Annotated in this window: 25 protein-coding genes; 11 read left to right on the top strand and 14 right to left on the bottom strand. The window is 62.4% G+C overall.

What is annotated here, in order from left to right; genetic code table 11:
- Positions 1 to 41: 41 nt before the first annotated feature.
- The 5 genes from nrdE to otnK all read right to left on the bottom strand — a co-directional run bounded on the left by nrdE (position 42) and on the right by otnK (position 5072).
- Positions 42 to 2168, bottom strand: a complete 2127-nt coding sequence (gene nrdE / locus GL300_RS02620) for a class 1b ribonucleoside-diphosphate reductase subunit alpha (protein ID WP_155038005.1) — start codon at positions 2166 to 2168, stop codon at positions 42 to 44.
- On the bottom strand, positions 2150 to 2566 hold the full coding sequence (gene nrdI / locus GL300_RS02615; protein WP_155038004.1) for a class Ib ribonucleoside-diphosphate reductase assembly flavoprotein NrdI: 417 nt from the start codon (positions 2564 to 2566) through the stop codon (positions 2150 to 2152). The genes nrdE and nrdI overlap by 19 nt, the downstream gene beginning before the upstream one ends.
- Positions 2567 to 2572: 6 nt before the next feature.
- Entirely contained in the window at positions 2573 to 2794 is a 222-nt protein-coding gene (gene nrdH / locus GL300_RS02610; protein ID WP_155038003.1) for a glutaredoxin-like protein NrdH, read from the bottom strand.
- Positions 2795 to 3175: 381 nt separating this feature from the next.
- Complete coding sequence (otnC, locus tag GL300_RS02605; RefSeq protein ID WP_155038002.1) at positions 3176 to 3814, bottom strand: 3-oxo-tetronate 4-phosphate decarboxylase; 639 nt, start codon at positions 3812 to 3814, stop codon at positions 3176 to 3178.
- On the bottom strand, positions 3807 to 5072 hold the full coding sequence (gene otnK / locus GL300_RS02600; RefSeq protein ID WP_155038001.1) for a 3-oxo-tetronate kinase: 1266 nt from the start codon (positions 5070 to 5072) through the stop codon (positions 3807 to 3809). Before otnK ends, otnC begins: the two co-directional genes overlap by 8 nt.
- 241 nt (positions 5073 to 5313) lie before the next feature.
- On the opposite strand from otnK, the gene GL300_RS02595 reads away from it, so the two are divergent.
- Positions 5314 to 5739 (top strand): VOC family protein, encoded by a 426-nt coding sequence (locus GL300_RS02595; RefSeq protein WP_155038000.1) that lies wholly within the window; start codon positions 5314 to 5316, stop codon positions 5737 to 5739.
- A 45-nt stretch (positions 5740 to 5784) separates the two neighbouring features.
- On the opposite strand, the gene GL300_RS02590 is transcribed toward GL300_RS02595, so the two are convergent.
- Both GL300_RS02590 and GL300_RS02585 read right to left on the bottom strand, forming a co-directional pair.
- Positions 5785 to 6306 (bottom strand): MarR family winged helix-turn-helix transcriptional regulator, encoded by a 522-nt coding sequence (locus GL300_RS02590; RefSeq protein ID WP_155037999.1) that lies wholly within the window; start codon positions 6304 to 6306, stop codon positions 5785 to 5787.
- Between the two features lie 99 nt (positions 6307 to 6405).
- Entirely contained in the window at positions 6406 to 6654 is a 249-nt protein-coding gene (locus tag GL300_RS02585) for a succinate dehydrogenase assembly factor 2 (protein ID WP_370576830.1), read from the bottom strand.
- A gap of 104 nt (positions 6655 to 6758) precedes the next feature.
- On the opposite strand from GL300_RS02585, the gene GL300_RS02580 reads away from it, so the two are divergent.
- Entirely contained in the window at positions 6759 to 7961 is a 1203-nt protein-coding gene (locus GL300_RS02580; protein ID WP_155037998.1) for a pyridoxal phosphate-dependent aminotransferase, read from the top strand.
- 4 nt (positions 7962 to 7965) lie between these two features.
- Here GL300_RS02580 and GL300_RS02575 read toward each other — a convergent pair whose 3' ends face one another.
- Positions 7966 to 8226, bottom strand: coding sequence for a DUF1127 domain-containing protein (locus GL300_RS02575; RefSeq protein ID WP_155037997.1), 261 nt, complete (start codon positions 8224 to 8226; stop codon positions 7966 to 7968).
- A 102-nt stretch (positions 8227 to 8328) separates the two neighbouring features.
- Here GL300_RS02575 and GL300_RS02570 point away from each other — a divergent pair, with 102 nt between their 5' ends.
- Positions 8329 to 9213, top strand: a complete 885-nt coding sequence (locus GL300_RS02570; protein WP_155037996.1) for a LysR substrate-binding domain-containing protein — start codon at positions 8329 to 8331, stop codon at positions 9211 to 9213.
- A gap of 39 nt (positions 9214 to 9252) precedes the next feature.
- Here GL300_RS02570 and aspA read toward each other — a convergent pair whose 3' ends face one another.
- Positions 9253 to 10659: an aspartate ammonia-lyase gene (aspA, locus tag GL300_RS02565; protein WP_155037995.1), complete on the bottom strand. Its 1407-nt coding sequence runs from the start codon at positions 10657 to 10659 to the stop codon at positions 9253 to 9255.
- A gap of 163 nt (positions 10660 to 10822) precedes the next feature.
- Positions 10823 to 11719 (bottom strand): LysR family transcriptional regulator, encoded by an 897-nt coding sequence (locus tag GL300_RS02560; protein ID WP_155037994.1) that lies wholly within the window; start codon positions 11717 to 11719, stop codon positions 10823 to 10825.
- A 111-nt stretch (positions 11720 to 11830) separates the two neighbouring features.
- Here GL300_RS02560 and GL300_RS02555 point away from each other — a divergent pair, with 111 nt between their 5' ends.
- The gene (locus tag GL300_RS02555; RefSeq protein ID WP_155037993.1) at positions 11831 to 12835 is read left to right on the top strand and encodes an Ldh family oxidoreductase; all 1005 of its coding nucleotides are present in this window, start codon (positions 11831 to 11833) and stop codon (positions 12833 to 12835) included.
- Here the strand turns inward: GL300_RS02555 and GL300_RS02550 are convergent.
- Entirely contained in the window at positions 12832 to 13296 is a 465-nt protein-coding gene (locus GL300_RS02550) for an Lrp/AsnC family transcriptional regulator (protein ID WP_155037992.1), read from the bottom strand. The two genes, GL300_RS02555 and GL300_RS02550, sit on opposite strands and share 4 nt — an antisense overlap.
- 110 nt (positions 13297 to 13406) lie before the next feature.
- Here GL300_RS02550 and putA point away from each other — a divergent pair, with 110 nt between their 5' ends.
- Entirely contained in the window at positions 13407 to 16760 is a 3354-nt protein-coding gene (putA, locus tag GL300_RS02545; RefSeq protein WP_155037991.1) for a bifunctional proline dehydrogenase/L-glutamate gamma-semialdehyde dehydrogenase PutA, read from the top strand.
- Positions 16761 to 16913: 153 nt separating this feature from the next.
- Here the strand turns inward: putA and GL300_RS02540 are convergent, their stop codons facing one another.
- Complete coding sequence (locus GL300_RS02540; RefSeq protein WP_155037990.1) at positions 16914 to 17582, bottom strand: flagellar hook capping FlgD N-terminal domain-containing protein; 669 nt, start codon at positions 17580 to 17582, stop codon at positions 16914 to 16916.
- 12 nt (positions 17583 to 17594) lie between these two features.
- On the bottom strand, positions 17595 to 19058 hold the full coding sequence (locus GL300_RS02535) for a flagellar hook-length control protein FliK (RefSeq protein ID WP_155037989.1): 1464 nt from the start codon (positions 19056 to 19058) through the stop codon (positions 17595 to 17597).
- Between the two features lie 105 nt (positions 19059 to 19163).
- On the opposite strand from GL300_RS02535, the gene GL300_RS02530 reads away from it, so the two are divergent.
- The 6 genes from GL300_RS02530 (at position 19164) to GL300_RS02505 (ending at position 22347) form a co-directional block, all read left to right on the top strand.
- Positions 19164 to 19409, top strand: a complete 246-nt coding sequence (locus GL300_RS02530; protein ID WP_155037988.1) for a flagellar biosynthesis protein FlgJ — start codon at positions 19164 to 19166, stop codon at positions 19407 to 19409.
- Positions 19409 to 19720 carry a hypothetical protein gene (locus GL300_RS02525; RefSeq protein ID WP_155037987.1) on the top strand — a complete coding sequence of 104 codons (312 nt, stop codon included), beginning with the start codon at positions 19409 to 19411 and terminating at the stop codon, positions 19718 to 19720. The genes GL300_RS02530 and GL300_RS02525 overlap by 1 nt, the downstream gene beginning before the upstream one ends.
- Before the next feature lie 166 nt (positions 19721 to 19886).
- The gene (locus GL300_RS02520) at positions 19887 to 20726 is read left to right on the top strand and encodes a flagellin N-terminal helical domain-containing protein (protein ID WP_155037986.1); all 840 of its coding nucleotides are present in this window, start codon (positions 19887 to 19889) and stop codon (positions 20724 to 20726) included.
- Between the two features lie 72 nt (positions 20727 to 20798).
- Positions 20799 to 21167, top strand: a complete 369-nt coding sequence (locus tag GL300_RS02515; protein ID WP_155037985.1) for a flagellar biosynthesis regulator FlaF — start codon at positions 20799 to 20801, stop codon at positions 21165 to 21167.
- Positions 21164 to 21565: a flagellar biosynthesis repressor FlbT gene (flbT, locus tag GL300_RS02510; RefSeq protein ID WP_155037984.1), complete on the top strand. Its 402-nt coding sequence runs from the start codon at positions 21164 to 21166 to the stop codon at positions 21563 to 21565. Before GL300_RS02515 ends, flbT begins: the two co-directional genes overlap by 4 nt.
- Positions 21565 to 22347: a DUF1217 domain-containing protein gene (locus tag GL300_RS02505; protein ID WP_155037983.1), complete on the top strand. Its 783-nt coding sequence runs from the start codon at positions 21565 to 21567 to the stop codon at positions 22345 to 22347. The genes flbT and GL300_RS02505 overlap by 1 nt, the downstream gene beginning before the upstream one ends.
- A gap of 247 nt (positions 22348 to 22594) precedes the next feature.
- On the opposite strand, the gene GL300_RS27390 is transcribed toward GL300_RS02505, so the two are convergent.
- Positions 22595 to 22813 (bottom strand): hypothetical protein, encoded by a 219-nt coding sequence (locus GL300_RS27390; protein ID WP_425495920.1) that lies wholly within the window; start codon positions 22811 to 22813, stop codon positions 22595 to 22597.
- Positions 22814 to 23364: the final 551 nt, after the last annotated feature.

Below are 23364 nucleotides of genomic sequence, written 5' to 3'. Positions count from 1 at the left end.
GGGGGTGCGGGGGGCAGACAGCCCCCCGCCAACGACGCGGGTTACAGGCTGCAGGAGACGCAGCCCTGCACTTCGGTTCCCTCCAGCGCGGTCTGGCGCAGGCGGATGTAGTAGATCGTCTTGATGCCCTTCTTCCACGCATAGATCTGGGCGCGGTTGATGTCGCGGGTGGTGGCCTCGGCCGGGAAGAACAGCGTCAGCGACAGGCCCTGATCGACATGCTCGGTCGCCGCCGCATAGGTGTCGATGATCGCGTCGGGGCCGATCTCATAGGCGTCGCGGTAATATTCCAGGTTCTCGTTCGACATGAACGCCGCCGGGTAATAGACGCGGCCGATCTTGCCTTCCTTGCGGATCTCGATCTTGGCGACGATCGGATGGATCGAGCTGGTCGAGTTGTTGATATAGCTGATCGAGCCGGTCGGCGGCACCGCCTGCAGGTTGCGGTTGTACAGCCCGTGCGCCATGACTTGGGCCTTCAGCGCCTCCCAATCCGCGCGCGTGGGCAGGGTCACGCCCTCAAACACCCGCACCACATCCGCCGAGACCGGCAGCCAGTCGCGCGAGGTGTATTTCTCGAAGAACGACCCATCGGCATATTTCGACTTGTCGAAATCCTTGAAGGTCGAGCCATGTTCCTGCGCCAGCAGGTTGGAGGCGCGGATCGCGTGATAGGCGACGGCAGCGAAGTAAACGCTGGTGAACTCGACACCCTCGGGCGAGCCGTAATGGATGCGCTCGCGGGCAAGGAAGCCATGCAGGTTCATCTGGCCAAGACCCACGGCATGGGCCTCGTCATTGCCGCGCCGGATCGAGGGCACCGACTCGATCGAGGACATTTCCGAAACTGCGGTCAGCGCGCGGATTGCGGCCTCGACGGTCGCGCCGAAATCCGGCCCGTCCATGGTTGCCGCGATGTTCAGCGAACCAAGGTTGCAGGAAATATCCGTGCCCAGATGCGAGTAGCTCAGATCCTCGTTGAACTCGGAAGCCTCGTTCACCTGCAGGATTTCCGAGCACAGGTTCGACATGGTGATGCGCCCATGGACCGGGTTCGCCTTGTTCACCGTGTCTTCGAACATGATGTAGGGATAGCCGGATTCGAACTGGATCTCGGCGATGGTCTGGAAGAACTCGCGCGCGTTGATCTTGCGCTTCTTGATGCGCTTGTCATCGACCATCTCGGCATATTTCTCGGTGACCGAAATCTCCGAGAAGGGCACGCCATAGACCTTTTCCACGTCATGCGGCGAGAACAGATACATGTCCTCGTTCTTCTTGGCCAATTCAAAGGTCACGTCGGGAATGACCACGCCCAAGGACAGCGTCTTGATGCGGATTTTCTCGTCGGCGTTCTCGCGCTTGGTATCAAGGAAGCGCAGGATATCGGGGTGGTGTGCGTTCAGATAGACCGCGCCCGCGCCTTGACGTGCGCCAAGCTGGTTGGCGTAGCTGAAGCTGTCTTCCAGCAGTTTCATCACCGGAATGACGCCCGAGGACTGGTTCTCGATCCCTTTGATCGGGGCACCGGCCTCGCGCAGGTTGGTCAGCATCAGGGCGACGCCGCCGCCGCGTTTGGACAGCTGCAGCGCCGAGTTGATCGACCGCCCGATCGATTCCATGTTGTCTTCCAGACGCAGCAGGAAGCAGGAAATCAGCTCGCCGCGCGACTTCTTGCCAGCGTTCAGGAAGGTCGGTGTCGCGGGCTGGAAACGGCCCGAGAGGATCTCTTCCATGAAGCTCATCGCCAGCTTCTCGTCGCCACGGGCCAGCGCCAGCGAGACCATGACCACGCGGTCCTCGTAGCGCTCAAGATAGCGCTGACCGTCGCGGGTCTTCAGCGTGTAGCTGGTGTAATACTTGAACGCGCCCAGGAAGGTCGGGAAGCGGAACTTGCGCTTGAAGGCGGCTTCCCAGATCATGCGCTGGAAATTCTTGGAATACTGGTCCAGCACCTCGGGCTCGTAATAGTCCTCTTCGACCAGGTAATCGAGCTTCTCGTCCAGCGAGTGGAAGAAGACGGTGTTCTGGTTCACATGCTGCAGGAAATACTGATGTGCAGCCTTGCGGTCCGCGTCAAAGCGGATGCGGCCCTCACCATCGTAAAGGTTCAGCATCGCGTTCAGCGCGTGATAATCGAGCTCGGCCTTTACGCCATCGTCAAGCATTCTGTCCCCCAGAATTTGTCCAGCCCGGCCAATACGCGGGCGATGTCGGTTTCTGTCCCGGCCAGCTCGAATCGATAGAGCAGGGGGACGTTGCATTTGTCAGATATGACTTTGCCCGCAAGGGCAAAGGTCGTGCCGAAGTTCCGGTTCCCGGCGGCGATGACCCCACAAAGCAACTCGCGGCGGGTCGGGTCGTTCAGGAAGTGGATGACCTGTTTCGGCACGGCGCCCCGACCTTCGCCATCGGCATAGGTCGGGCAGATCAGTACGAACGGAGCGGCAGGCTCCGGCATCGCGTCAGCGGGCGAGACCGGGATTCTGTCCGCCTGCAGGCCCAGCCGCGCGACGAAGCGCGCGGTATTGCCCGAGGCGGAGGAGAAATAGACCAGCCCGCCCATGGCCAATCAGGAAAGGCGGCCGATCATGTCAGGGCGGAAGCCCGCCCAATGGTCGTCGCCAGCGATTACGACGGGTGCCTGACGGTAGCCAAGCTGCGTCACCATCTGCATGGCGGCTTCGTCCTCGGTCAGGTCCACGACGTCATAGGCCAGCCCGCGGGCATCAAGCGCGCGCGTCGTCGCGGTGCACTGAACACATGCGGGTTTGGAATAGACGGTGATGCTCATTGTGGTCCCTCGTTTTGTCCTGTCACGTTCCTGCTTGCAGCGGTGATGACCGGTCATCCTGCGGGAAACCACGCGGGAACCAGTCAATCGCGAACTACTTACAGTTGCATTCGCGCCTGAAGGGCGTCCGGATTTTTGCCCGGAATCGCATCGTCTCGTCAGCGCGTTTTCCCAGTATATAGACAACGAACGTGCTTCGCTACCCATATCTTGTGGTCCAAACGCAGAACTCGACGTTAGGCAAGCTGTCGGGTGATTCCGCGCGGGGTTGTGCGGATAAGCCCATTCAAGGCCCGCAGTTGCAGGGCCTTGATTTTGACCACAGGGGTATTCAGCAGTCGCGGGGGGCGCTTCTAGCCCCGCATCCTGCGCCCGTCCACATCAAAAATCGCGCGGAAAACGCGCTTCCAGATCGCGCACTTGATCGGGGGTCAGCGGGCGGGTCTGCATGCCGCGCAGCGCCAGAAAAAGCTTTGCTGTCTCTTCAAGCTCTTCGGTGGCGTAAACCGCATCTTCCAGCGTCTTGCCTGCGACCACCGGGCCGTGGTTTGCCAGCAACACCGCGTGATGATCCGAGGCCATTTCCTCGACCGCGCGGGCCAGATCCATGTCTCCGGGCGCGAAATAGGGGATCAGCGGCAGGCGGCCGACTCGCATCACGTAATAGGCGGTCAGGGGTGGCAGCACGTCGCGGGGGTCAGCGCATTGCAGGCAACTGACCGCGACGGAGTGAGTCGAATGCAGATGCACGATGGCCCCGGCGCGCGGGCGCTGGCGATACATCGCCATGTGCAGGAAGCTTTCCTTGGTCGGCTTGTCCCCCGAGATCAGGTTCCCCGCCAGATCAAGCCGCGAGATCCGCGCCGGGTCGATCGCCCCCATGCTGGAGCCGGTCGGCGTCATCAGCCAGCCATCCTCGACCCGGACCGAGATATTCCCCGATGAACCAAAGGTCAGGCCGCGCTCGAACAGCGATTTCGCCAGCCGGGCGATGTCGTCGCGTTGTTTCGTCTCAGACATCCAGCATCTCCAGCGCGCGGGGGAACATGTCGGGCCCGCCGAAATTTCCCGATTTCAGGCACAGCGCCAGATCGCGGCCCATGCCTTTCGCCCCGCACCACGGCACGCCGGGGCTGACTTCGGGACCGATGGCAAGGCGGTCGACGCCCAGGGCCGAGATCACCGCGCCCGAGGTCTCGCCCCCGGCCACGACCAGACGGGCAAAGCCCCGGTCGACCAGCCCACAGGCGATGGCGGCCAAGGCGCGCTCCATCATCTCGCCCGCCTGCATGCGCCCATAGCGGCGCTGGTTTTCGGCGACTTCCTCGGGGTCCGATGAGCCATAGATCAGAATCGGGCCGCTTTGGGCCTGCGCCCAGTCCAGCGCCTCGGTCGCGACATCGGTGCCGGCGGCAATATGGTCCAGATCGACGCGGTAGCTGGGCCAGAGCTGGGCGACATGGGCGATCTGGCCGCGCGTCGCCGCCGAGCAGCTGCCCGCCAGCACCGCAGCCCTCCCGACGGCCTTGGGCAAGGCCGGGCGCGCCGCCGCCCCCAGCGCACCGCTGTCACGCAGGTTCTGCGGCAGGCCCATCGCCACTGCCGAGCCGCCGGTGACCAGCGCCATCCCGTCCAGCGCCCGGCCAAGCGCCAGCATGTCCTGATCCTCGACCGCATCGGGCACGCCGTAACGGAACCCCTGTTTGCGCAGATCGTCGAACCCGGCGCGGATGGCGTCCGCGCCCTGCCGGACGGTCTGCAGCGGCACCAGCCCGGCGCGGCCGCGCGATTGCGCCTGCATCAGCCGGATGAGGCTGGAATCACGCATCGGCGTCAGCGGATGATCCTTCATCGAGCTTTCCGCCAAGGGCAGGTCGCCCACGAACAGGTTGCCCTTGTAGATGGTGCGGCCATTCGCCGGGAAAGCGGGCGAGACGACGGTGAAATCCAGCCCCATCGCATCCAGCAGCGCATCCGTCACCGGTCCGATATTGCCCTCAGGCGTCGAATCGAAGGTCGAGCAATATTTGAACAGCACCTGCCGCACGCCAAGGGCTTGCAGCCATTCCAGCGCGGCCAGCGATTGCGACACGGCCTCATCTGCCGGGATGGTGCGGGATTTCAACGCGACCACGACGGCATCGGTATCCGGTGGCAGATCCGATGTGGCGGGCAGGCCGATCATCTGCACCACGCGCAGCCCGGCCTTGACCCATGTGCTGCACAGATCGGTCGCGCCGGTAAAATCATCCGCAATGGCACCCAGTATGACGGCCATGTTCCCCTCCTCTTTGCTCCGGGAGGATTAAGAGCCGAGCCGCAGCCGCAGGTCAACGCGGGCGCAGGGATTGATCTGGCCGGGCTGTCATTTCTGCCAAAGCGACGGTGCGGGGTATGGATTGACGTGATTGGATGCAGCGCGCGGTCGCGCCGATGACCGCATATTTCATCGCCGCCCCGCCGTTGCCGTACGGCGGACAAGCTGCCAAATTGCCCACTGAAAGCAAGGGAGTTCCGCTATGCCAATCCGCTACCTGCATACCATGGTGCGCGTCCTCGATCTGGAAAAGTCGATGGCCTTCTATCGGCTGCTCGGTCTTGAGGAGATTCGCCGCATCGACAATGACAAGGGCCGCTTCTCGCTGGTCTTCATGGCTCCGCCCGACCAGCCCGACTGCCCGGTCGAGCTGACCTATAACTGGGACGGGGACGAAGGCCTGCCCTCGGACAGCCGCCATTTCGGCCATCTGGCCTACCGCGTCGAGAATATCTACGACCTGTGCCAGAAGCTGATGGATGCGGGCATCACCATCAACCGCCCGCCGCGCGACGGCCACATGGCCTTTGTCCGCAGCCCCGACAACGTGTCCATCGAACTGCTGCAGGACGGGCATCTGCCGCCGCAGGAGCCTTGGGCCAGCATGCCGAATACCGGCCACTGGTAAGCGCCCGGCCTGCCGGTCAGGGGACCGGCGGGCCAACCCCGCGCGTCAATAGATGTAGCGGATTTGTTCCAGCCAGTAGCGCTCGATCCGGCGCCATTGCAGGTTCACCTCCTCGATCGCCGGGTCGTCCAGCACGCCTGACATCGCCAACCCGGCGGCATGGCGGGCGAACAGCTCGGTCACGCGGTCGCGGACCTCTTGCCCCTCATGGGTCAGGCGGACCCGGACCGCGCGGCGGTCCATGTCGCAGCGCTCATGACTGACATAGCCCAGCTCGACCAGCTTCTTCAGGTTGTAGCTGACATTCGAGCCCTGATACATGCCGCGCGTGCGCAGTTCGCCCGCCGTCACCTCGGAGCCGCCAAGGTTGTAGATCAGCAGCGCCTGAACCGGGGTCAGATCGGCGCGGCCCAGCCGCTCGAACTCGTCCTTGATGATATCCTGAAGCAGCCGGTGAAGCCGCTCAAGCAATTGCAGGCTTTCCAGATAGGCATCGGTGCGCGCCACGGCGGGCGCGGGCCGCAGGGCGGGCACCGGCCGAACCGGACTGTGCTGGGGCTGAGGCATCGGTTCATCCGTTCTAGGTCTGTTCTGTGACGACCTTGAAGGACAATTCCGAATCTCCGGTTAATCCGCGCGAAAAATCCGCCAGATTGCATAAAACTTTCAGGATTTAGGAGTCAGCCGGTCAGTGGCAAAGCCCGCGATCCGGTCGATCAGCGCGACCAGCGCGTCAGGCCCCGGATGCTCGCCCGAAATCCGCGCGGTGACCCAAGGATACAGGTCCTGATCGTTTTCGTTCAGCAGGACCTCGTAAAGGTCCAGATCCTCGGGGGAAAGCTTGGTCAGTTCAGTATCCGAGAACGGGCCAAGGATCAGGTCCATCTCTTTCATGCCGCGCCGCCAGCTGCGCATCTGCAGCCTTTTCAGCCTTGCCTCGTCCATTCCGTCGCCCCCGGCTTGTCTGTCCACGGCGCCGCGCCTATGACTTCAGGCAACCCAGCCGCAGGATGAATTCGATGAGCCTTTTGTCCCAGACACTCGCCCGCGTCAAACCCTCGCCCACCATTGCCATCACGGGCCGCGCCCGCGAACTGGCCGCCGAGGGTCGCGACATCATCAGCCTTTCCGCCGGTGAGCCCGATTTCGACACGCCCGAACATATCCGCGAGGCAGGCAAGGCCGCCATCGATCAGGGCCATACCCGCTACACCGCCGTCGACGGCATCCCGGAACTGAAACGCGCGATCTGCGACAAGTTCCGGCGCGAGAACGGGCTGGACTATACCCCCGCCCAGATCACCGTCGGCACCGGCGGCAAACAAATCCTGTACAACGCGCTGATGGCGACGCTGAACCCCGGCGACGAGGTCATCATCCCCGCGCCCTATTGGGTCAGCTACCCGGATATGGTGCTGCTGGCCGGGGGCACGCCGGTCGTGATCGAAGGCGCGATGGAGAATGGCTATCGCATCACCCCCGAGCAGCTTGAGGCCGCGATCACGCCCAAGACGAAATGGCTGATCCTGAACTCGCCCTCGAACCCCACGGGCGCGGGCTACGCGGAAACGCATATGCGCGGGCTGACCGATGTGCTGATGCGTCATCCCCATGTCTGGGTGCTGACCGATGACATCTATGAGCATCTGGTTTTCGACGATTTCAAATTCGTCACCCCCGCGCAGGTCGAGCCGGGGTTGAAAGACCGCACCCTGACCATGAACGGGGTCAGCAAATCCTATGCGATGACCGGCTGGCGGATCGGCTATGGCGCGGGTCCGGTCGAGCTGATCAAGGCGATGGGCAAGCTGCAGTCGCAATCGACCTCGAACCCGACCTCGATCAGCCAATATGCGGCGCTGGCCGCACTTGAGGGGCCGCAGGATTATCTGGAGACCAGCCGTGCCGTGTTCCAGCGTCGCCGCGATCTGGTGGTGGCCGGGCTGAACGCCTGCCCGGGCATCACCTGCCCGGTGCCGGAAGGGGCCTTCTATGTCTATCCGTCGATCCGCGATCTGATCGGCAAGACCTCGGCTGGCGGCACGCTGATTGCTGATGATGAGGCTTTTGCCACGGCGCTGCTGGATGAAACCGGCGTGGCGGTGGTCTTTGGCGCGGCCTTCGGGCTTAGCCCGCATTACCGCATTTCCTATGCGACCTCGGATGAGGTGCTGACGGATGCGTGTGACCGCATCCGCCGTTTCTGCGAAGGGCTGAAATAAGCCCTTACCAGAGGTATTTGCGCAGGGCGTCACCCTCGACCGGCTGGCCGTGATGGCCGTCGTCGGGGGTGTTGACCCCGATGTCGCGCAACAGATGGGGTGGCAGAACCGACAACGCCTTTCGCGTCGCCGGATCATCCAGCGCAGCGAAGCGGTCGGTTTCGCTGACACATAGGGTCGGTTTATCCCGCTCCCGCAGGCCGATAAGCGTCAGGAGCCGGTCGGCAAGCCCTTGAGGCTGCCGGTTCGTAGCACTGGCAAACATTGCTTTTTCCTCGCAATGCAATGTGGTTGTTGGAATTCCAAGGTGCTACTGTTCGCGCGCTTTGACCAACAAAGCCTCAGCACGCATCCATAAGGCCGCCTTATGTCGATCCCGCCGCTTGCCGCATTGCGCGCCTTCGAGGCCGTCGCCCGTCACCTGAGTTTCACCCGCGCCGCGGAGGAGCTGGGCATGACGCAGGCCGCCGTCAGCTACCAGATCCGCTTGCTGGAGGAACGGCTGGGCGTCGCCTTGTTCCTGCGCAAGACGCGCGAGATCGCCATGACCGAGACCGGGGCACTGTTCGCCCGCCCGACGATCGAGGCCTTTGACCTGCTGCGCGAGACCTATTCGGCACCCTCGGCGGATGCTGTGTCAACCCTGTCGATCTCGACCGTGCCGACGTTGGCGGGGGCGTGGCTGTCGCCGCGTCTGGGCAAGTTCCAGATGCAGCAGCCCAATCTGGCCGTGCGACTGGAGACCAGCGACAATCTGGTCGATTTCGCGCGAGAGGATGTCAGCGTGGCGATCCGGGCGGGGGATGGCGACTGGCCGGGCCTGACCGCGCATTTCCTGATGCATGTCGAATACACGCCCATGCTGACGCCGGAACTGGCCAAGAAGCACGAATTGCGCGATCCCGCCGATCTGCTGCGGATGCCGCTGCTGGATGCCAGCGACCCGAACTGGGGCGTCTGGATGCGCGAAGCCGGTCTGGATTATCCCGATTGTCCGCCGCGCGCCGGGCTGACGCTGTCGACCGACCTGCACGAGGCGCGGGCGGCGCTGGCCGGATATGGCGTCGCGCTGCTGACGCCGCGCTTTTTCCGCTATGAGCTGGCAACGGGCAGCCTGATCCAGCCTTTTCCGCAGGTCTCGCAAAACGGGCGGGGCTATTGGCTGGTCTATCCGCAGGGCCGCAAGAACCGCCCCGCGATCCGCAAGTTCCGGGCGTTTCTACTGGATGAAATAGAAAGCGACCCCGGCTGAAAGCCGGGGCCGCTGGACCCCTGGGGGCAGGGGACGGGGTTACGCCACGAACAGGACGGGGCGGGTCAGGGTCTCGGGGCGCAGGATTTCGTCCAGACGGTCCTTGGGCAGCAGGCCCTTTTCCAGAACCAGCTCATAGACGCCACGGCCGGTCAGGTGGGCCTCGGTCGCGACCTCGGTCGCCGCTGCATAGCCGATATAGGGGTTCAGCGCGGTGACGATACCGATCGAACGGCGCACGGTTTCCTTCAGCACGTCGCGATTGGCGGTGATGCCGCGCACGCAATTGTGTTCCAGCGTCGCCAGACCGGCGACCAGATGGTCGACCGAACGGAACATGCTGTAGGCGATGACCGGCTCAAAGGCGTTCAGCTGCAACTGGCCACCCTCGGCTGCCATGGTGATGGTGACATCGTTACCGATGACCTCGAAGCAGATCTGGTTCATCACCTCGGGGATGACTGGGTTGACCTTGCCCGGCATGATCGAGGAACCGGCCTGCTTGGCGGGCAGGTTGATCTCATTGAAGCCGGCGCGCGGGCCCGAGGACAGCAGCCGCAGGTCGTTGCAGATCTTCGAGATCTTGACCGCGACGCGCTTCAGCACGCCCGAGGTCTGCACGAATGCGCCGCAGTCCTGCGTGGCTTCGACCAGATCGGGGGCGGTGACGACCGGGATCACGGTGATTTCGGCCAGACGGGCGCGGACGCGCTCGGCATATTCCGGGTGGGCGGTGATGCCGGTGCCGATGGCGGTGGCGCCAAGGTTGATCTCGCAGATCAGCTGGGCGGCTTCGGCCAAGCGCAACTCATCTTCGCCGATGGTGATGGCGAAGGCGTTGAATTCCTGACCCAAGGTCATCGGAACGGCTTCCTGCAGCTGGGTGCGACCCATCTTCAGAATGTCCTGGAACTCGGCGCCTTTCACCTCAAATGCACCGCGCAGCGAGGCAAGCTGGGCGATCAGCTTCTGCAGACCCTTCCACGAGGCCAGACGCAGCGACGTCGGATAGACGTCATTGGTCGACTGGCTCATGTTCACATGTTCGTTCGGGTGCAGATATTTGAACTCGCCCTTCTGGTGACCCATGATTTCGAGGGCGCGGTTGGCGATGACCTCGTTGGCATTCATGTTGGTCGACGTGCCCGCGCCGCCCTGGATCTGGTCGACGACGAACTGATCATGCAGCTTGCCCGAGCGGATTTCCTCGCAGGCGGCGACGATGGCGTCGCGACGCTCAGCCGAGAGCAGGCCCAGATCGGCATTGGCCAGTGCGGCGGCTTGCTTGATCGCGGCCAGTGCGCAGACCAGTTCGGGGATCTCGCCGACCTTGCGACCCGAGATCGGGAAATTCTCGACCGCGCGCAGCGTATGGACGCCCCAATAGGCATCGGCGGGAATCTCGCGATCGCCAAGCAGATCGTGTTCGATGCGGGTCTTTGTCATGTTTACCTCGACTGCATGCCGCATCGGCCCGCGTCATGCGGGACCCTCCGGCCAGGCAGGTTTTCAGGAATTGGATATTAACAGCTTTTTTAGGGATTTTCGCCCCTTGCGGCAGGGATCTAGGCAGCGCCGAGGGCAATATCCAATGCCAAGTTGCGCTGGGTTATTCCGTTTCGGAATAACTCTGTCCCAACCCCTCCGCGGCCTGCCATGCCTTGCCGGTGATTCCGCGCCCGCGCGAGGGGTTGCGGTAAAGCCGGATTTCCATCGGCAGTTCCGGGGCCACGACCTCAAGCCGGCCCGCCGCGATCTCGGCCGAGACCAGCAGGCGGGGCAGCCAGACCACGCCATGTCCGGCGACAGCCATGCTTTTCATCGCCTCGGCCATCGAGGCCTCGTCGATATGGGCGACATAGACGCGGGGGGCGCCGGGTTGGCCCTGGGCGATCCGGGTCATCTGGTTCAGGAACGAGCCGCGGGAATATTGCAGCAGGGGCATTCCCTCGGTCAGCCATTCGCGCGGCCAGCCGGGACGCGCGACGGCGACAAGGCTGTCCTGACCGACGACCAGATGCGGGTAGCATTCCGGGTCCAGCGGGATATTCACCTGCGGATGGGAATAGGTCAGGAAGAAATCGTAACCGCCTTCGCTCAGCGCCTCGACGCAGCGGTCGAAATTCTCGGGTTTGACGCGGCTGGTCATCTGGCCGGTCACCGATTTCAGCCGCATCAGCCAGCCGGGCAGGAACGTGACGCTCAGGCTATGCAGCGACAGGAAAGATATCTCGGCCCCCCGTGCGCGGGAATGTTCGCGGAACTCGATCCGGCGCGCGTTCAGCATGCGCACGGCCTCTTCGGCGGTTTCGCGGAACAGCACGCCTTCGGGGGTCAGGCTGACCGGATAGCTGTCACGCGACAGCAGATCAGTCCCGATCCATTCCTCAAGCGCGCGGATGCGGCGCGAAAAGGCGCTTTGCGTCACCCCGCGCAGCTCCGCGGAACGCGAAAAGCTGCGGGTTTCCGCCAGTGTCATGAAATCTTCGAGCCATTTGAAATCCATGCGGCCCCCTTTGCCCATATTTAGCGCAAAGGCGAAAGGGGGCAAAGGGTGGGCTACTTGCGCGATTTGTCGCAATCGGCTTAGGTGCCGCAACTTGTATGGGAGTTTGGAATGCCGGTGATTTCTTTTGCAGAGCTGTCGGAACGCGTCGAAGCGGTCCTGCGCAAGGCCGGTTTCGATCAGCTTCACGCCGCCGCCCTGACCCGCATCGTCTGTGCAGGTGAGCGCGACGGCGCGAAATCCCATGGCATCTACCGCATCGACGGCATCATCCGCACGCTTCAGGCGGGCAAGGTCGTGCCCGATGCGCAGCCGGTCGTTGCCGATGACGGCTCGGCGGTGATCCGCGTCGATGCCAAGGGTGGCTTTTCCCCCGCCGCCTTCGAGGCCGGTCTTCCGCATCTGGCCGAGCGCGCCCGCAAGCTGGGGCTGGCGGCGATGGTCCTGAACGATTGCGTGCATTTCTCGGCCCTGTGGCCCGAAGTCGAGGCGCTGACCGAACAGGGGCTGGCGGGCCTGTCCATGTGCCCCAGCTATTCGACCGTCGCGCCCGCCGGGGGCACGCGGCCGCTGCTGGGCACGAACCCGATCGCCTTTGGCTGGCCGCGCGCCGATGGTGTCCCCTATGTCTTTGATTTCGCTACCTCGGTCGCCGCGCGCGGCGAGATCGAGTTGAAACGCCGCGCCGGTGAGACCCTGCCCGACGGTTGGGCGCTGGACGCCGAAGGCCAGCCGACCACCGATCCCGAGGCAGCATTGGGCGGTGCGATGCTGCCCTTTGGCGCGCATAAGGGTTCGGCCATCTCGACCATGATCGAGTTGCTGGCAGGGGTGATGATCGGCGACCTGACCAGTCAGGGCGCGCTTGAGGCGTTGGGCACGACGACGCTGGCCCCGCGTCATGGCGAATTGGTGCTGGCGTTTTCGCCCGAGCGTTTCGCCGCCGGGCGCAGCGATCCCTTTGCGCAGGCGGAACTGCTGTTCGCGGCGATTCTGGGGCAGGGCGCACGCCTGCCGGGTCAAAGCCGCCACCGCATCCGCGCCCGGTCCCTGGCCGAAGGCATCAGCCTGAGCGACGACGAACTGGCCGGGCTGGACGCGCGGCTTTTGGCCTAAAGCTCGGTCCAGTTCTGTTCGACCACCGCTTCCATCGAGACATAGCTGGTGGTCGCATGCATATGGGGCAGGGCCGAGATCTTCTCGGCCATGATCCGGCGATAGCCCGCCATGTCCTTTGAACGCACCTTCAGCAGATAGTCGAAGCCGCCCGCGATCATGTAGCATTCCTCGATCTCGGGGATGGCGCGGACGGCCTCGTTGAAGGCCTCCAGCGCCTTCTGCCGCGTGTCGGACAGGCGCACCTCGACATAGGTGACATGGGTCAGGCCCAGCTGCAGCGGCGACAGGATCGCGCGGTAGCCGGTGATCAGGCCCATCTCCTCCATCTGCTTGATGCGCAAGGCCACAGGGGTCTTGGACAGGCCGACCTTGCGGGCCAGTTCAGTGATCGGAATCCGGGCATTGGCGACGAGTTCGCGCAGGATCTTGACGTTGGTTGCGTCCAGAATGTCTTCCATGGTCTGCAATGCTGCCGAAATATGTTATGATCGGCTAGTCATGTAGCACGATTTGGTCACATCGTCCACGTCTTCGCCTGTATCCAGCCGCCAACAATCAGGAGAACACGATGCCCACCACCCAGCTTTCCGATCTTGGCCCCGACAGCAAATTCCAGCCCGAACAGGCGCTGCTGGACCGGCTGGTGGCCGAGACGGCGCTGGACCCGGCTGCCCGCGCCGCGATCACCGCCCGCGCGGCGCTTCTGGTCTCGCGCATCCGCAGCGAAGCCAAGCCCACGATGATGGAGCATTTCCTGGCCGAATACGGGCTGTCCACGCGTGAGGGCGTCGCCCTGATGTGTCTGGCCGAGGCCATGCTGCGCGTGCCCGACCGCGACACCATCGACGCGCTGATCGAAGACAAAATCGCGCCGTCCGACTGGGGCAAACATCTGGGCGAGGCGTCCTCCTCGCTGGTCAACGCCTCGACCTGGGCCTTGATGCTGACCGGCAAGGTGCTGGACGACAATCAGGGTGGCATTGCCGGTACCTTGCGCGGCGCCGTCCGCCGTCTGGGTGAGCCGGTGATCCGCGCCGCTGTCGGCCGCGCGATGAAGGAAATGGGCCGCCAGTTCGTGCTGGGCGAGACCATCGTGAAGGCGCTGGACAACGCCAAGACCCGCGAAAAGCAGGGCTTCACCTATAGCTACGACATGCTGGGCGAAGCGGCGATGACCGGCGGTGACGCTGCCCGCTATGCCCGCGACTATTCCGACGCCATCGGCGCCATTGCGAAAGCCTGCGACAAGGGCTCGGTGCAGATGAATCCGGGCATTTCGATCAAGCTCTCGGCGCTGCATCCCCGCTACGAGGTCGCGCAGGAAGCCCGCGTCATGGCCGAGCTGGTCCCGGTCGTCCTGACGCTGGCCCAGCAGGCCAAGGCCGCTGGCATGGGCATGAATATCGACGCCGAGGAGCAGGACCGTCTGGCCCTGTCGATGAAGGTGATCGAAGCCGTGATGGCCGATCCCTCGCTGGCTGGCTGGGACGGGTTCGGCATTGTCGTGCAGGCCTATGGCAAGCGCGCCGGGCTGGTCATCGACTGGCTTTACGAATTAGCGACCCGTCTGGACCGCAAGATCATGGTGCGTCTGGTCAAGGGCGCCTATTGGGACAGCGAGATCAAGCGCGCTCAAGTCGAGGGGCTGCCGGGCTTCCCGCTGTTCACCTCGAAAGTGGGCACGGATGTCAGCTACATCGCCAATGCGCGCAAGCTGATCGGCTATGCCGACCGCATCTATCCGCAATTCGCCACCCACAATGCCCATACCGTCGCCGCCGTTCTGGAAATGGCCGGGGGCATCGAATACGAATTCCAGCGCCTGCATGGCATGGGCGAGCGTCTGCATGACATCGTCCTGCGCGAGAACAAGGGCCGCTGCCGCATCTATGCGCCGGTCGGCGCGCATCGCGACCTGCTGGCCTATCTGGTCCGCCGCCTGCTGGAAAACGGCGCGAACTCGTCCTTTGTGAACCAGATCGTCGACGAATCGATCTCGCCCGAGGAAGTGGCGACCGATCCGATCGCGGCTCTGGCCACCGCCCGTGCCCCGGCCAGTCTGGTTGCGCCGGACGCGATCTTTGGCAAGGGCCGCCCGAACTCGCAGGGCTTTGACCTGAGCGACCCGGCCGTTCTGGCCCATATCGATGCGGCGCGTGACGTGGCGCTGCCGGATGCCGCGCCGATCACCGTCTCGGTCGCCACTGGCGAGACTGTCGCGGTGCTGAACCCGGCAACCGGCGAGGTTGTGGCGCAGGTGCTTGAGGCCGATGCCAAGACCGCCGTGCAGGCCATTGCCGACGCCCGGATCTGGGACGCGGCCCCCGCCGAGCGCGCCGCGGTGCTGCGCCGCGCCGCCGATCTGTATGAAGATAACTTCGGCCCGATCTTTGCGGCACTTGCCCGCGAAGCTGGCAAGACCGTGCCCGACGCGGTGGGTGAGCTGCGCGAGGCCGTGGACTTCCTGCGCTACTACGCGACCGAGGGTGAGAACGTGGACCGCGCCCCGCGCGGTGCGGTCGTGGCGATCAGCCCGTGGAACTTCCCGCTGGCGATCTTCACCGGCCAGATTGCGGCTGCGCTGATGGCAGGGAACGCGGTTCTGGCGAAGCCCGCCGAGCAGACCCCGGTCATCGCCGCCATCGCTGTCCGACTGCTGCATGAGGCGGGTGTTCCCGCGGCCAGCCTGCAGCTGTTGCCGGGGCAAGGCACCTCGGTCGGCGCGGCGCTGACCTCGGATGCAAGGGTCAAGGGCGTGGTCTTTACCGGCTCGACCGACACCGCCCGCATCATCGCCCGCGCCATGGCTGCCAATATGGAGCCGGGCACGCCGCTGATCGCCGAAACCGGCGGTCTGAACGCGATGATCGTCGATTCGACCGCGCTGCCGGAACAGGCGGTGCGCGATGTGGTCAACTCGGCCTTCCGCTCGGCTGGTCAGCGCTGCTCGGCGCTGCGTTGCCTGTACGTGCAAGAGGACATCGCCCCGCACCTGATCGAGATGATCAAGGGCGCGATGGATGAGTTGCGCGTCGGCAACCCGTGGTCGGTCACGACCGATGTCGGCCCGGTCATCGACGCCGAGGCGCAGGACGGCATCCGTGCCTATCTGAGCCAGAAGCGCGGCCGCGTCGCCTATGCGCTGAAGGCCCCCGAGGGCGGCCATTTCATTGCGCCGACCATGCTGACGGTGAACGGCATCGACGATCTTGAGCGCGAGATCTTCGGTCCGGTCCTGCATGTCGCGACCTTTGCCGCCGGTGAGATCCCTGCCGTCGTCGATGCGATCAACGCGCGCGGCTATGGTTTGACCTTTGGCCTGCACACCCGGATCGATGCCCGCGTGCAGGAGGTCTCCGAGGCGATCCATGCCGGCAACATCTATGTCAACCGCAACCAGATCGGCGCGGTCGTCGGCTCTCAGCCCTTCGGTGGCGAGGGGCTGTCGGGCACCGGTCCCAAGGCTGGCGGTCCGCTGTACCTGCAGCGCTTCTATGCGCCCGCTTCCGCCGGTGCCGCGCCCCGTGCCGATGGCCAGTCGGTCGAGCGGTTCATGCCCGGCCCTACCGGCGAGCTGAACCGCCTGCATCTGACGGTGCGTCCGCCGGTGCTGTGCATGGGTCCGGGCAACGAGGCCCGCAAGGCGCAGGTCGCCGCAGTCGAGGCGCTGGGTGGCAAGGCCGTCGAGCTTTCGGACGGTGCGACGGTGGCCGTGCTTGCCGGGCAGCCCGACTTCTCGGCGGTGCTGTGGTGGGGCGACGTGGATACGGCGCGCGAGATTGCCCGCAAGCTCGCCGGGATGGAGGGCGCGCTGCGTCCCCTGATCTGCACCATGCCCGACCGTGCCCATGTCATGCATGAGCGCCATCTGTGCGTCGACACCACCGCCGCGGGCGGCAACGCGGCGCTTCTGGCCGGCTGATCCTTGACGGTCGCGGGCATCGCCAACGGTGCCCTCGATTGATTGACCAAACGGGCCGCCTATCCCCACAAGGACGGGCGGCCCGATTGCATTTTGCCCGCCGCTATCGACTGGCCGAGTGTGGGGATGTGCGGCAGTTCAGCTTCGGTGCCGTCAGGTCCCCTCGCGCACACCGGTAACGTCAGCGGCAAAGACCCCGCTATTGCCGCGCAGGACAAGGACCGCCCCCTCGGCCGAGGTTTCGACCCCTGTCACCTCGGAATAGGCCTGAACATCCGTCGTCGCGATCACCTCGCCATCGCGCAGCGATTCCAGCCGGAATTGGTAGAAACCCTCGGGCAAGGGTTCGCCATCGGCATCGCGTCCTTGCCAGTCGACCTCGCCTTCGCCGGTGCCGATGCTTTCGCGCGCGACCTCGCGGCCCGAACTGTCCAGAGTGACCAGCGTCAATGCATCCGCCGAAGCGTCGGGCGAGATTTCCAAAGTCACCGGCTCTCCATCGAACCAGACCGGGCCAGAGATGCGCACCTCGCGGCCGATCCAGTCGGCATATTGCCCCAACTGCCCACCGCCGACGGATTGCAGCAACTGGGTCAGCAGGGTGTTGGTCTGGACCTGCTGCTCGACGCCGGAAAATGTCGCGAGCTGCGCCGCAAAATCCGAGCTGTCCATCGGGTCGAGCGGGTCCTGATTCTGCACCTGCGTCGTCAGCATGCGCAGAAAGGTCAGGTAGTCGCTGTTCGATGATGTCGAGCCGGTGTCGGTTGTATTTGTATGGGTCGTTGTCGGGGTGCCGGTCGTGCCGGAAACGCCGTTAACCATGCGATCTCTCCTTCAGATACGAATGTCGATCTGCCGCGCCGAGTTGCCGCGAGCCGCGGTTGGCGCGATCTCTGTCATCGGTTCGGTCAGGGACCGTTCGGCCCCGCGTCCGGCCGTATTTTCCGACCATGGATTGCGTTGGCCGCCTTCGCCTCGCTCACCAAAGGACAGCGAGGCATCGGCAAAGCCTGCGTCCTTCAACTCTCGTGCCAGCATGTCGCTGTTGCGCCGCAGCAGGTCCAGCGTGTCGCGATTGTCGGCATAGACGGTGATCGCGACCGTATCCCCGGAGGACACCACCATCCGGACCTTGCCCAGTTCATCGGGGGTAAGGGTAATCTCGATCTGGTTCTGATCAGTGGCGGGAAGCTGCTGCGCGATCTGACGCAGGATCTCGCGTGGTTCCGGAAGCGGATGGTGGTGGGGCGAAATGGATTGACCTTGAGCGGTGTCCCGCGCGCTGCGGACCGCGATTTCGGTCGGGATTTCAGTGCCCGAAATGGAGTCTGGAAGGGTGGAGGCCATGGCCTCGGTCGTCGTTGTGCCGGGCGGATTGGCTGGTTCGACGCTGGGGCTCGTGCGGCCATCATCCGGCGCCAGCGTTGCCGGTTCGATGGACCGATCCGTCGCCCCTGGCAGTTCCGACGTGTCTGAAGGGGCTTCCTCAGCTACCGACGGCAACTCGGCTGTGGCTGCGCGTTGCCTGTGCGTCGTGCCGTCAGGCTGGTTATTGAAGCCTTGCGACACGGCAGTCGGCGCAGGGGCCTGATCGGGTACCTGTCTTTTGGTCATCCCCGGCAAGGGAGTAGCCGCGCCAACAGCTGACGGTGCCGCATCCTCGATCGGTGCGCCGACATTCGCGTTGAAATGACGCGCGATTGGCCAGACCACCTGATCACCATTCATTCGCGACAGATCAGGATGCGCCGCATCGCTTTCCTGGGCTGGCATTTCACCAGAAGGTCCGACCGGCCGAACCTCCCAGTCGATCTCTCGCGGAGTTTTCTCAACGCCAAGTTGCGGGGTGGGCGCAGCTTCCTGGGTTTCCCGATTCACATTGGAGCCGTTGATCTGCAAAGTCGGGAGGGCGACGGCGAATATACCCGCATCCGGTATTGACGCTGGCGCAGCTTCGCTTTGCGATGCCGACTTGGAAGTATCCGTCATGATCGCGGCAAGGTCTTCAGGAGATCTCGACAGCAGCGCAAGCTGCGGCTCGTTGTTGGTGTAGGCCGGGATAATCACCGACGGATCGGGCGTGGTCTCCATCTCGGGCGGTTCGGGTGCATCTGCCGCGTCGGCATCCTGCGCTTCGGCGGTGTCGATCGTCGTATCGTCCGGCTTCAAGTCGTGCATGGCAGGATCAAATGCAGCCAGTACGGCTTCAAATTCTGCCGCCTGCCCGGGAACCGATTCGCGAATGGCTTTCGTCATTCTCAGCGTTGCTGGAAAAAGCGCTTCGATTGCATCCGGCATGGTGTTGGTCCCTCAAATCCTGCCGTCTCTGCGTAGCAGGCATGCCTTACCAAATATTTACCGGCGTGAGGTATTCAGGTGCTCCATCTGGATGGAGGGACGAATTTGGAAATCAACTCGCTTGGCCGCGTCGCGCCAACCAGCCCCGAGCGGCAGAAGATCGTCAAGGAGGGCCTGGAAAGGGCATTTCTCAGCCAAATGCTGACGGCGATTGGCCCGCGCCCGACTGGCGGAGCCTTTGGTGGTGGGATCGGAGAGGAGCAGTTTTCCAGCATCCTCAATGATATTTACGCTGATTCTTTCGCGAAGAAGCTCGACCTGAATATTTTCGGTAAAGTTGAAGGTAAATAATGACCGCAACACATGCATTGAAATCTGCGCGCCGTTCCATTGCCGCGCTGAATCCCGCACAAGCATTGCTCGATCAGGAGTCCTTTCAAGCCGAGATTCGTGAACGCCCGCTTTCTTCGGTAGAGCTTTCACAAGCTCGGACCGAGATCGAAGAAATCTGTCATCTCGCATCCGGAGTTTCGGCAGGAATTTTGTCCGCGCTTTCGCTGATCAAGGAATTGCGATCGCTGTCCCGTGGCTGTGACGTCTATGGCAAGGATGGCAAGCGCCTGAGTTGTGGTCCCGTCGCGGGCGAGGCGCGAAAGTTTTGATTAAAAGGCTTGGTGAATTGAGTTTGCTGGCTTGGGACTGTTCAGCATTTATTCACCCCTGACGGGTAATCTCGTCGTCATGCTTCAGTGCATCGGGCAAAGTCCCGAAGGTCAGAATGGCCTTGTTAGTAACCGGGGGTGAAGCCCCCTGACCATGGAGTAAGACATGTCCAGCATTCTGACCAACAGCTCGGCAATGGTTGCCCTTCAGACCCTGAAAGGCATCAATTCCAACCTGGCAAAGACCCAGTCCGAGATCTCGACCGGTAAGTCGGTGAACTCGGCCAAGGACAACGCCGCCATCTGGGCGATCTCCAAGACGATGGAGGGCGACTATAATACCTACAAGACGATCCAGACCAACCTGAACGTGGCCGGTGAAACCATTTCTACGGCTCGCACTGGTGCCGAAAGCGTCCAGAAGCTTCTTGGCGATGTGAAGGAACTCGCCGAGAGCGCGGGGCGAAGCGATAACGAATTTGGTACCATTCAGGCTCAGATCGACGCAAAGCGGGCGCAGATCGCCGCAGTCGTCAAGGGGACGCAGGCGAATGGTGTCAACCTGCTCAGCACCAATGGTGTCGTCGGCGGTGCGACCTACTCGGTCCTTGGATCGATGGACCGCAACAACACGACCGTTACTGCCTCTACCATTGATGTCACTTCGCTCGATTTCGAAGCCAGCATCGTTGGTGGCACGATCACCACGATCACTGATCAGGCATCCGCGCTGAGCGCAGTCAGTGATATCGAAGCCATGATGAAGGTCGTGATCTCCGGTACGACAAAACTTGGTTCGGCAGGCGAGCGGATTACCGACCAGGTCGATTTCGTTTCGAAACTGGCGGATTCGCTGAAGCTGGCTTCGGGCTCGCTGGTCGATGCCGACATGGAAGAGGCCTCGGCCCGCCTGCAGGCCCTGCAGACGCAGCAGCAACTGGGCATCCAGGCCCTGTCGATCGCGAACCAGGCGCCTTCGTCGATCATGTCGCTGTTCCGCGGCTGATGAAGCCGGGCTCGAGGGTGAAATAGTTCACCCTCGAGCCTGAATTTGTGTCCAGTTTTGGCTCGGGAACACATGTTGCACGCGATCAAGCCCGTTTCAGGCAAAGCCTATTCCAACCCGGTCACCAAAGGTGCAAGGGACGTCGAATACGACGTGCTATCCCAGGTTACGCGATTGCTTATGCAAGCGCCGCGGCAGTGCCACGACGTTGAGACGATCCGCGCGGTGGCGCGAAATAATGAACTTTGGACCGTGTTTGCCTCGGCTTTGGTCGACCCCGCCAATCTACTGGAAGGCGAGGTGAAAAGCGGTCTGCTGTCCCTTGCCAGATACGCCCTGAAACATGGTCAGCTCGTTCTCGCCGGGAAGGGCGCGACCGATGTTCTGATCGATATCAACATGTCCGTGATGAAGGGTCTTCGTGGCGCAGGTGCTGCATGAGCGGGCTTGTGTTGAAGCTGGCACCCCGAGAACGTGTCCTGATCAACGGTGCCGTCCTCGAAAATGGCGATAAGCGCGCGCGGATTTCGATCATTTCACCCAACGCAAACGTTCTGCGCTTACGCGATGCGCTACATCCCGATGACGCAAACACACCCGTCAGACGAGTGTGTTACATTTGCCAATTGCTGATTTCAGGGGATGCCGAGGAACAGCAAGGCAGGCAGCAGGTTCTGCACGGCATCGAACAGCTTGAGAGCGTCTTTCTGGATACCGGCAGCAATGATCTGCTCGGTCGGGCCAGAAGCTTTGTGAACGATGGGAATTACTATCAAGCCACGAAACAGTTGCGTCGTCTGCTACTAACCGAGGCATATCTGCTGGGGGTGGGTCGTTAATGGCTTATACGGTTCAGGTCGGTTCTGGCGGGTATCTGGGCTGGAAATTTCTCCAACGCACCGAGGCGAGTCAGCGGGAAATTTTCAACAAGAGCCCAGATATTGCAGCGGCCCGGGAAAATTTCGTCAAGAAAATGCCAAATGTGAAAAGTGCGGATCAGCTGGTTTCGAATTACCGCCTCCTGACTGTCGCACTTCGTGCTTTCGGCTTGGAAGGGGATGTCAACAATAGATCTTTCATCAAGAGAGTCCTTGAAGCTGACCCCAATGATGACAAAAGTGTGGTAAATAGATTATCTGACAAGAGGTACCTCGCGATAAATGAGGCATTCTCGAGTTTGAGAAATGGAACCTCAATTGATGGATCTCAACTGAACGACATCTCTTCCAAATTCGAAGGCATGGCATTCGAAAGAAATATCGGTGAACGACATTCCGAGATCGAGATAGCGTTGAACGCACAGCGAGAACTCGCGACCATAGCCAAAAGTGATAGCAGTGAGATGACCAAGTGGTATAAGGTGCTGTCGTCAAAGCCATTGCGGAAGTTGTTTGAGGGGGCGTTTGGTTTTGGAAATGCCATCGGAAACCTACCTATTGAGCGGCAAGTTGATGAGATGAAAAAATCGCTTAGCAAGATAACTGGTTGGAGTGATATTGGACGTTTCGCGGAAAGTGAAAATGTGGACAAGGTTGTTTCTAGATATTTGATAAGATCTACGGCTGATACGGGTGGATACTTCAATAAATATTCCGCTGCCTTAAGTTTGCTTGGTGGGTGATTGATGTCTTGAAGGTTATCTGAATTGTGGTGCTGAGATACCCATCTTGGGATCTCTTGGTGCTGAATTTTTCGGGTATCTTCGGGGCCGCTGGCTGGCTTCGCTCCATGATTTCTAAGTCCAGATCGGAGCCTTGTAGCCGATAGCGCCGTGAGGTGGTCATCATGGCAGATGCGATCATAGTGAGAGGTTGACCTGGATTTTCGTCCAGTTTTCCGCTTCGCTCAGTTCTGGCATGGGTTTCATGTCAGGTGACGGCTTTCAGGAGTTGGTCGAGGGTATCCTGGGCCTTAGCCGGCGTCAGCAACCCACGCGATGAGTGCGGGCGTGTTTCGTTGTAATAGCTGATCCAGACCGCCATCTTCATCGCGGACCTCCGAGCTGGCCTCGACGGCGTCCAGATAGACGCATTCGTATTTCGCTGCGCGGACCTTCGGTTCAACGACCGCCACTGCCTTTCGATCATTCGGTTGTCGATCCAGCGACTGCGATCGTCCATCGAGATACGTACCTTGGCGTCCAGCAGCGCCTCGGTGAACGCGGTACCGGTGAATTGGGAGCCCTGATCGGAGTTGAAGATCTCGGGCGTGCCATATTTGGCCAGCGCCTATTTCAGAGCAAGCAATCGATCCGGCGGATCGATTGGAGCGAACAACGCCTCCATGGCGTTCGAAAGCCGCAAGCTCAGCAGCGGTTGTGGCAGTCCATGATGGCGAGCAGGTAGAGAATGAGCCGTCGAGGCGCAATCGGGTCGAGTCCGATGGCGAATGCGACGCATGGGGAGTAAGGCAATGAACGCGGTCCGTCCGGGAGAGATGCCGAACGCTGATGTCGGGGCGGCAGACCTGATTGGGGCGGGTGATGGCCAAGCCCTTCGGAAGGTGAGCCGTCAGGTCGCCACTGGTTGCTGGTCCTCGGCTCTTGATAGATCGGAACCGGACGCTTACGCGGCCCCACAGGGGGCACGGTCGCCCTTCGCCATCAGCCTTATCAGCCGACGGACCCGATGCCGCCCAC

Origin of the sequence: Paracoccus litorisediminis (assembly GCF_009711205.1) — a bacterium.
Taxonomy (GTDB): Bacteria; Pseudomonadota; Alphaproteobacteria; order Rhodobacterales; family Rhodobacteraceae; genus Paracoccus; species Paracoccus litorisediminis.
Note: the sequence above shows the minus strand (reverse complement) of the source record. Positions and strands in the feature narration are given on the sequence as shown.

Bases quoted from the DNA above. Each gene is read 5' to 3' on its own strand.
- nrdE (WP_155038005.1), bottom strand. From the start codon at position 2,168: ATGCTTGACGATGGCGTAAAGGCCGAGCTCGATTATCACGCGCTGAAC.
- nrdI (WP_155038004.1), bottom strand. From the start codon at position 2,566: ATGGGCGGGCTGGTCTATTTCTCCTCCGCCTCGGGCAATACCGCGCGC.
- nrdH (WP_155038003.1), bottom strand. From the start codon at position 2,794: ATGAGCATCACCGTCTATTCCAAACCCGCATGTGTTCAGTGCACCGCG.
- otnC (WP_155038002.1), bottom strand. From the start codon at position 3,814: ATGTCTGAGACGAAACAACGCGACGACATCGCCCGGCTGGCGAAATCG.
- otnK (WP_155038001.1), bottom strand. From the start codon at position 5,072: ATGGCCGTCATACTGGGTGCCATTGCGGATGATTTTACCGGCGCGACC.
- GL300_RS02595 (WP_155038000.1), top strand. From the start codon at position 5,314: ATGCCAATCCGCTACCTGCATACCATGGTGCGCGTCCTCGATCTGGAA.
- GL300_RS02590 (WP_155037999.1), bottom strand. From the start codon at position 6,306: ATGCCTCAGCCCCAGCACAGTCCGGTTCGGCCGGTGCCCGCCCTGCGG.
- GL300_RS02585 (WP_370576830.1), bottom strand. From the start codon at position 6,654: ATGCGCAGCTGGCGGCGCGGCATGAAAGAGATGGACCTGATCCTTGGC.
- GL300_RS02580 (WP_155037998.1), top strand. From the start codon at position 6,759: ATGAGCCTTTTGTCCCAGACACTCGCCCGCGTCAAACCCTCGCCCACC.
- GL300_RS02575 (WP_155037997.1), bottom strand. From the start codon at position 8,226: ATGTTTGCCAGTGCTACGAACCGGCAGCCTCAAGGGCTTGCCGACCGG.
- GL300_RS02570 (WP_155037996.1), top strand. From the start codon at position 8,329: ATGTCGATCCCGCCGCTTGCCGCATTGCGCGCCTTCGAGGCCGTCGCC.
- aspA (WP_155037995.1), bottom strand. From the start codon at position 10,659: ATGACAAAGACCCGCATCGAACACGATCTGCTTGGCGATCGCGAGATT.
- GL300_RS02560 (WP_155037994.1), bottom strand. From the start codon at position 11,719: ATGGATTTCAAATGGCTCGAAGATTTCATGACACTGGCGGAAACCCGC.
- GL300_RS02555 (WP_155037993.1), top strand. From the start codon at position 11,831: ATGCCGGTGATTTCTTTTGCAGAGCTGTCGGAACGCGTCGAAGCGGTC.
- GL300_RS02550 (WP_155037992.1), bottom strand. From the start codon at position 13,296: ATGGAAGACATTCTGGACGCAACCAACGTCAAGATCCTGCGCGAACTC.
- putA (WP_155037991.1), top strand. From the start codon at position 13,407: ATGCCCACCACCCAGCTTTCCGATCTTGGCCCCGACAGCAAATTCCAG.
- GL300_RS02540 (WP_155037990.1), bottom strand. From the start codon at position 17,582: ATGGTTAACGGCGTTTCCGGCACGACCGGCACCCCGACAACGACCCAT.
- GL300_RS02535 (WP_155037989.1), bottom strand. From the start codon at position 19,058: ATGCCGGATGCAATCGAAGCGCTTTTTCCAGCAACGCTGAGAATGACG.
- GL300_RS02525 (WP_155037987.1), top strand. From the start codon at position 19,409: ATGACCGCAACACATGCATTGAAATCTGCGCGCCGTTCCATTGCCGCG.
- GL300_RS02520 (WP_155037986.1), top strand. From the start codon at position 19,887: ATGTCCAGCATTCTGACCAACAGCTCGGCAATGGTTGCCCTTCAGACC.
- GL300_RS02515 (WP_155037985.1), top strand. From the start codon at position 20,799: ATGTTGCACGCGATCAAGCCCGTTTCAGGCAAAGCCTATTCCAACCCG.
- flbT (WP_155037984.1), top strand. From the start codon at position 21,164: ATGAGCGGGCTTGTGTTGAAGCTGGCACCCCGAGAACGTGTCCTGATC.
- GL300_RS02505 (WP_155037983.1), top strand. From the start codon at position 21,565: ATGGCTTATACGGTTCAGGTCGGTTCTGGCGGGTATCTGGGCTGGAAA.
- GL300_RS27390 (WP_425495920.1), bottom strand. From the start codon at position 22,813: ATGATCGAAAGGCAGTGGCGGTCGTTGAACCGAAGGTCCGCGCAGCGA.